Raw genomic sequence first — 6,682 nt, forward strand, 5'->3', positions numbered from 1 at the left:
ATATTCCACCTCGACCCGTCGCTTAGTAGTTGACTAATTCTGTGGGTTTTGTCAAATCCATATTGGTAAATAATTCCAACATCGTCGAAAGATTGATGACTTTTAGAAAAATTGTACCGCGCATGGCTTACGTATGGAATTTTATGTCCCTTCTCCGCCAAGGGCTGGCAAAAATCTCTACGCCGGAAGCGATCTGCGGAATAGCACCGACGCGGCCCACAGCGGCCTAGAGATCATGAGGGTTGAACACATGTCACTATTCCCGGCACCCACACGCCGCAACTTTCTTCTTGCCTCGGTCGCAATTGGCGTCACGGCGGCAGCACGGCTTCCGGCCTTTGCAGCAGCGACGCGAGGAGGCACGGCAACGCTGCTGCTTTCGGCAGAACCGCCTGTCCTGACGACGATCGCGCATACTGCGTTCAACGCCGTCTACGTCTCGCCGAAGACGACGGAAGGACTTCTGACTTACGACTTCGAACTCAATCCGAAGCCGTTGCTGGCCAAAGAATGGAGCGTCAGCCCCGATGGACTGACCTACACGTTCAAGCTGCGCGAGAGTGTGAAATGGCACGACGGACAGCCCTTCACCTCAGCCGACGTCGCCTTCTCGATCAAAACCCTGAAGGAGGTGCATCCGCGTGGGCGCAACACTTTCCTCAATCTCGTCGACATCGAAACGCCCGACGCGCAGACCGCCATCTTGAAGCTGTCCAAGCCGGCACCCTACCTGATCACGGCTCTTGCAGCGTCGGAAACGCCGATCGTGCCGCGCCATATCTATGAGGGAACCAAGGTCGCGGAGAACCCGGCCAATCTGGCGCCGATCGGAACCGGTCCTTTCAAGTTCAAGGAGTGGGTGCGCGGCAGCCACATTGTGTATGAACGCAACCCCGACTATTGGGACCAGCCCCGCCCCTATTTTGATCAGCTGATCGTTCGCTTCATTCCGGATGCGGCCGCTCGTTCGATCGCGATCGAGACCGGCGAAATCGACCTCGCGCCCTCAACACCGGTACCGCTCAGCGACCTCGAGCGGCTGAAGAGTGTCGAAGCGCTCGCCTTCGAGACCAATGGCTATCAATATCAAAACGGCGTCAGCCGCATCGAATTCAACCTCGAGCGGCCCTTCTTCAAGGATGTGCGGGTGCGCCGCGCCTTCGCCCATGTGATCGATCGCAACGTCATCCTCAATACCATCAACTACGGCTATGGCGCCGCCATCCCAGGCCCGATCAATCCCAACCTCGCAAAATGGTATGTGCCGGATCTCAAGACATTTCCGATCAATCTCGCAGCGGCCGAGAAACTTCTTGATGAGGCCGGCTACCCACGCGGCGCCGATGGCATACGCGCCCGCATCAATCTCGACTATGTGCCAAGTGGCGAGACCTATCCGCGTGGCTCAGAGTATATTCGCCAGGCGCTCGCCAAGGTCGGCATCGATGCCACCGTTCGCAGCCAGGATTTCGCGACATACACGAAGCGCATCTACACCGACCGCGATTTCGACTTCGCGTTCGAGGGCATGAGCAACCTCTTCGATCCTACGGTTGGCGTGCAACGCCTCTACTGGAGCAAGAACTTCAAGCCGGGCGTCCCCTTCTCAAACGGAGCAGCCTACAGCAACCCCAAGGTCGACCAACTGCTCGAAGCGGCGGCCATCGAGGTCGATCCGGCGAAGCGTGTCGAGCAATGGCGCGAGATACAGCAGATCCTGGTCGAGGACGTGCCGGCGATCGACATCGTCAGCCAGCCGGAACTGACGATCTACAACAAGCGCATCTCCGATCACACGGTCGGCGGCGAAGGCGTCGCAGGCAGTCTCGCCTACGCCTACGTCGCAGCATCCTGATCCCCAGACAAACGGGAGCACATTCATGTCCATTCAACACCGTCCCGGATCGATCGTCGGCCTGCCGAAATTTACAGCCCCGACCGACTTTCCGGAAAGCCCCCTGTCGCAGGCGCTCAAGCAGCCGGTTCTTATCGGCCTCTTCCTGCCGATCCAGGCCGGTGGCTGGACGCAATCGACGCTGGAAAGATCGACCGACTGGCGTTTCGACTACAACAAGGCCCTGACGCTGAAGGCCGAGGAACTCGGTTTCGATCTCGTCTTTGCGTTGTCGCAATGGCTGCCGAAAGGCGGCTATGGCGGCGTCTTCGACGGCCAGGCACTGGACAGCTTCGTATCGACTGCGGCGTTGGCGGGCCTTACCAGGAAGATCATGCTGATCTCGACCATGCATGTGCTTTACGGCCCGTGGCATCCCCTGCATCTGGCAAAATTCGGGGCAACGCTGGACCACATCACCGGCGGGCGCTGGGGCATCAACGTGGTAACGGGCCACCGGGCCGTCGAGCACGAGATGTTCGGCTGGCCTCGTATCGAACACGACAAACGTTACGAGCTGGCAGCCGAATTCCTTGAAGTTGTTCAGCGCCTCTGGAGCGACAGCGAGAACTTCTCCTTCGAAGGCAAAAGCAGCTGGAAGCTCGGTGGCGGCTTCGTCACGCCGAAGCCCAATTTCGGCCGTCCGATCCTCGTTAACGCAACCGGCTCCGACGCCGGGATCGCTTTTGCCGGCCGCTATTCGGACATCGTCTTCATCACCAGCCCGACCGGCGCCGATATCGACAGCGCATTGCAGTCACTGCCGGCGCATACGAAGCGGGTCAAGGACGCGGCAATTGGAGTCGGGCGCACCGTCCGCACGCTGCTCAATCCGATGGTGATCTGCCGGCCAACGGAGAAAGAGGCCTGGGAGCTGGCCGACCGCATCGTTGCGTATGCGGATCAGCGCTCGCCCCAGGGATTCCAGTCTCTGAACTCGGATGCGCATGCCTGGAAGGGACGCGATCCGCAGGATCCCTATCGCGCCATCGGTGGCAACATCCGCGTTATCGGCTCACCCGAACAGGTGGTCGATCAGTTCGTCAAGCTGAAGGAAGCCGGCGTGGACGGCCTGCAGCTCAGCTTTTTCGACTTCCGCGACGATCTCGAATTCTTCGGCTCGGACGTCCTGCCCCTGATGAAGCAAGCCGGCCTGCGTTACTGAGGAGAGCATCATGACAAGCAATGCCATTTCCGAAATCTGGTACACGCGCTGCCCCGTGCCGACACCTGTCGGCCTTGCCGCTCAGCTCGGCTATCTCGAGGAAAACTTCCGCAAGGAAGGCGTGACGCTGAAATCGATCATCGATTCGCCCGACCGCAGTATCCGCCAGAGCCATTTCAATCACACGCTCGACTGGTCGTTCCGCCATGGTGGCAACGTCCCGCCGATCCGCGCGCGCTCGGAGGGGCGCAAGACACGCCTCGTCGGCATCACTTGGACCGATGAGTTTCAGGCGATCATCACGCTGCCGGAGACCGGCATAAAGACGACGAAGGATCTGAAGGGACGCCGCTTTGGCATTGCCCGTCGGCCGGAGGGGATCGTTGATTTCATGCGCGCCACCGCACTGAAGGGGCTCCTTTCGGCACTTTCGCTCGAAAGCCTGGCGCTTAGCGATGTCGAGATCATCGATATCGCGCTTTCAGATTCCGTGCTTTCGACGCAGGAAGGCCCATCGCTCTTCGGGCTGAAGCGCCGGCAGGCCTATGGCGAGGAAGTTGCGGCGCTTATCCGCGGCGAGGTAGATGCTATCTATGTAAAGGGAACGGCGGGCATCAATGTCGCCAACCTGATCGGTGCCGTCCAGGTGAGCGAGTTCGGCTTTCATCCCGATCCGAGGATCCGCATCAACTCCGGTTCGCCGCGCGTCCTGACAGTGGACGAACTGCTGGCCGACGAGCGCCCCGATCTCGTTGCTCGCCTGCTGGAATCGATCTTCAAGGCAAGCGCATGGGCCGAAGCCCATCCTGACGAAACGAGACGCTTCGTCGCTCGCGAAGCTGGCGCCACCGAGGAGCAGGTGCTAGCCGCCAACGGTCCCGACATCCACAAGCACCTTGGCCTTGGTCTTCAGCCCGAGCTGGTGGATGCGATCGGCCACTACAAGGACTTCCTGCGCGATTTCGGCTTTCTCGCCGCCGACTTCGATATCGCCGACTGGGTCGACCGCAGCCACATCGACGGCTTCGACCGGCGCGCTGTAGCCTGAACCAAAGGACGTTCGATATCATGCTTCAGGAAATGATCGACCCCGTCGGCAAGGCACGGCGGCTTGCCGTTGATTTTGCCGAGCGCGCCGCCCATCATGACGCGACAGGAGAATTTCCATTTGAAAATTTCAAGCGTCTGTTCGAGGCTGGGCTGCTCGGCCTTGTGACCGCACGCGAACATGGTGGCCAAGGCGGCGGACTTACCGAAGCACAGGCGGTGGTGAGCGAAATCGCGCGCGGCGAACCCTCGACCGCGCTCGTTCTCGCGATGCATTACAACAACCACTACAGCCTTCGCCGCTACGGCAAATGGCCGCCCCATCTTGCCGAACGAGTGCTGACCGCAAACCAACTTGGCCCGGCGCTGATCAACGCCGCCCAGGCCGAGCCGCGCATCGGCTCGCCCGCACACGGGTCACTGCCCGAGACGATCGCGCGCCGTGACGGTGACACTTGGCGCATTACCGGCCACAAGAGCTACGTCACCGGCATACCGGTCCTCAAATGGGTGTCACTACTGGCACTCACCGATGAGAAGGAGCCACGCCTGGCTTCCTTCCTCGTCCCCACGGACAGTCCAGGCCTGCGCGTTGAAAAGACGTGGAATGCCGCAGGTATGCATGCAACGGCTAGCGACGATGTGGTTCTCGATGACGTCGTCGTTCCGCTGGACGACATGATCGAATCGCAACCCGCATCCGAGCCGCTGCGCCGCGAAGAGCACGCGACAGCCTTCTTCTTCTCGCTGATCGGCGCCGTATACCACGGCGTGGCACTTTCTGCCCGCGACCGCGTCCTCGCCTTCGCCGCCCACCATACGCCGGCCAGCCTCGGTTCACCGATCGCGACCGTGCCTCGGATCCAGGATGGACTGGGCGAGATCGAAGTCCGGCTTGCAACCAATGCCAGATTACTGCGCTCCCTCGGTGAAGACGTCGATGCCGGCAAATCGGTGGGAATGGACGGCATGAATGTCCGCCACGTTGTGATCGACAACGCCGTTGCAATTACCAGCCTCGCCCTGGAGCTCGCTGGAAACCCCGGCCTGAATCGCGATTTTCAACTCGAGCGCCATCATCGCGACGCCATCACCGCCCGTTCGCACGCGCCGCAAAGCCATATGATCAGAACGATTGCCGCCCGCAATGCGCTCAGCCGTGTTGCGTCGCCATAGAAGGCCGATCAGCGGCCGGCATCACGGCCACGGCCTTACGTTTCACTTTCACAAGTGCAGGCAGAACATGAGCAAAGACAGCGAATTTCTCTGGTACATACCAAATGACGTCAGGGCGGGCCACCGCGGCGACACAGCGGTCGAAAACCACAACAGCCTGGCGACGTTGACGGAACATGCCAGGGCACTCGAAGAGCATGGCTGGAAAGGCGCGCTTATAGGAACGGGTTGGGGCAGGCCAGACACCTTCACCGTTGCGGCCTCGCTTACCGCCCGCACCACGAGTTTTGAGCCGCTTATCGCGATCCGCCCGGGTTACTGGCGGCCGGCGAACTTCGCCTCGGCCGCCGCCACACTTGATCACCTGACCGGCGGGCGTGTGCGCGTCAATATCGTGTCCGGTCTCGACAATCTCCCCGCCTATGGCGATCAGGAGGGAGATCAAGCACAGCGCTACGCCCGCACCAGGGAATTTATGCGACTGGTTCGCAAGCTCTGGACCGAAGAGAATGTCACCTTTGATGGCGAGCACTTTCGCGTTGGCGAGTCGACCGTCGTGCCACGCATCGAGATCCGCGGAGATCGCCGTCATCCGAAGATGTATTTCGGCGGCGCCTCGCAAGCGGCCGAAAGAGTGTCGGCGACCGAGGCCGATGTTCAGCTTTTCTGGGGAGAGCCGTTGGACGGCGTCCGCGAGCGGATCGAGCGTCTGAAGGTGTTAAGCCGGGAACTGGACCGCGACCTTCCTCCCCTGGAGTTCGGCCTGCGGATCACCACGCTGGTGCGCGATACCACCGAGCAGGCCTGGGCCGATGCCGAGGCCAAGGTTGCGCAAATGGCCAAAAGCAGCGGCGCCGGCTGGAGCGATCACCGCAGGGCAGTCGCGGTCGGTCAGCAGCGACTACTCGATCTGCATCAGGCCGGCGATGTCCTTGACGACAACCTCTATACCGCGCCCGGCAAATTCGGCGGCGGTGGCGCCGGCACGACCTGGCTGGTCGGCTCGGCAGCAGACGTCGCCCGCTCCCTACGCAAGTATCAGGATCTGGGCATCACGCACTTCGTGCTTTCCGACACGCCTTACCTGCCGGAAATCAGGCGACAGGGAAACCAGTTGCTGCCGCTTCTACGCAGTTGAGGGGCGGAGTGGTTAAAGAGTGTGGGGAACGCTCGATGTCGATCCTTGGCCGTTCCGAAAGTGTCCGGTCGGAATAGTCTTCTATCATCAGCCGGTTCTGCACCTATAAGACTGCCTTTCATCGCCGGGTTGAAGTAGGGCTTTAAGAAAAGCTGAACTGGAAGACGTCACGCGGTGTCGGATCGGCTATGCTTGGCAAAAAGTCCGCTTAAGGACATCAAGAAGAACCCGGCGTTCGTTGGTAAGCGGTGAATCTATCCCA

At 60.6% G+C, this 6,682-nt stretch carries 5 protein-coding genes; all 5 read left to right on the top strand.

Translation table 11 applies throughout. The annotated features are described in order from the left end of the window. Nucleotides 1-250 precede the first annotated feature (250 nt). The 5 genes from PMI09_RS12870 to PMI09_RS12890 all read left to right on the top strand — a co-directional run bounded on the left by PMI09_RS12870 (nucleotide 251) and on the right by PMI09_RS12890 (nucleotide 6,420). Nucleotides 251-1,855: an ABC transporter substrate-binding protein gene (locus PMI09_RS12870; RefSeq protein WP_007794127.1), complete on the top strand. Its 1,605-nt coding sequence runs from the start codon at nucleotides 251-253 to the stop codon at nucleotides 1,853-1,855. Nucleotides 1,856-1,880: 25 nt separating this feature from the next. Beyond that, on the top strand, nucleotides 1,881-3,059 hold the full coding sequence (locus tag PMI09_RS12875; protein WP_007794130.1) for an LLM class flavin-dependent oxidoreductase: 1,179 nt from the start codon (nucleotides 1,881-1,883) through the stop codon (nucleotides 3,057-3,059). A gap of 10 nt (nucleotides 3,060-3,069) precedes the next feature. Then, nucleotides 3,070-4,107, top strand: coding sequence for an ABC transporter substrate-binding protein (locus tag PMI09_RS12880; RefSeq protein ID WP_007794133.1), 1,038 nt, complete (start codon nucleotides 3,070-3,072; stop codon nucleotides 4,105-4,107). A 20-nt stretch (nucleotides 4,108-4,127) separates the two neighbouring features. Next, nucleotides 4,128-5,282 carry an acyl-CoA dehydrogenase family protein gene (locus PMI09_RS12885; RefSeq protein ID WP_007794136.1) on the top strand — a complete coding sequence of 385 codons (1,155 nt, stop codon included), beginning with the start codon at nucleotides 4,128-4,130 and terminating at the stop codon, nucleotides 5,280-5,282. 67 nt (nucleotides 5,283-5,349) lie between these two features. Beyond that, on the top strand, nucleotides 5,350-6,420 hold the full coding sequence (locus tag PMI09_RS12890) for an LLM class flavin-dependent oxidoreductase (RefSeq protein ID WP_007794139.1): 1,071 nt from the start codon (nucleotides 5,350-5,352) through the stop codon (nucleotides 6,418-6,420). Nucleotides 6,421-6,682: the final 262 nt, after the last annotated feature.

The sequence above is a fragment of the Rhizobium sp. CF122 genome, from assembly GCF_000282035.1.
Lineage (GTDB): Bacteria > Pseudomonadota > Alphaproteobacteria > Rhizobiales > Rhizobiaceae > Rhizobium.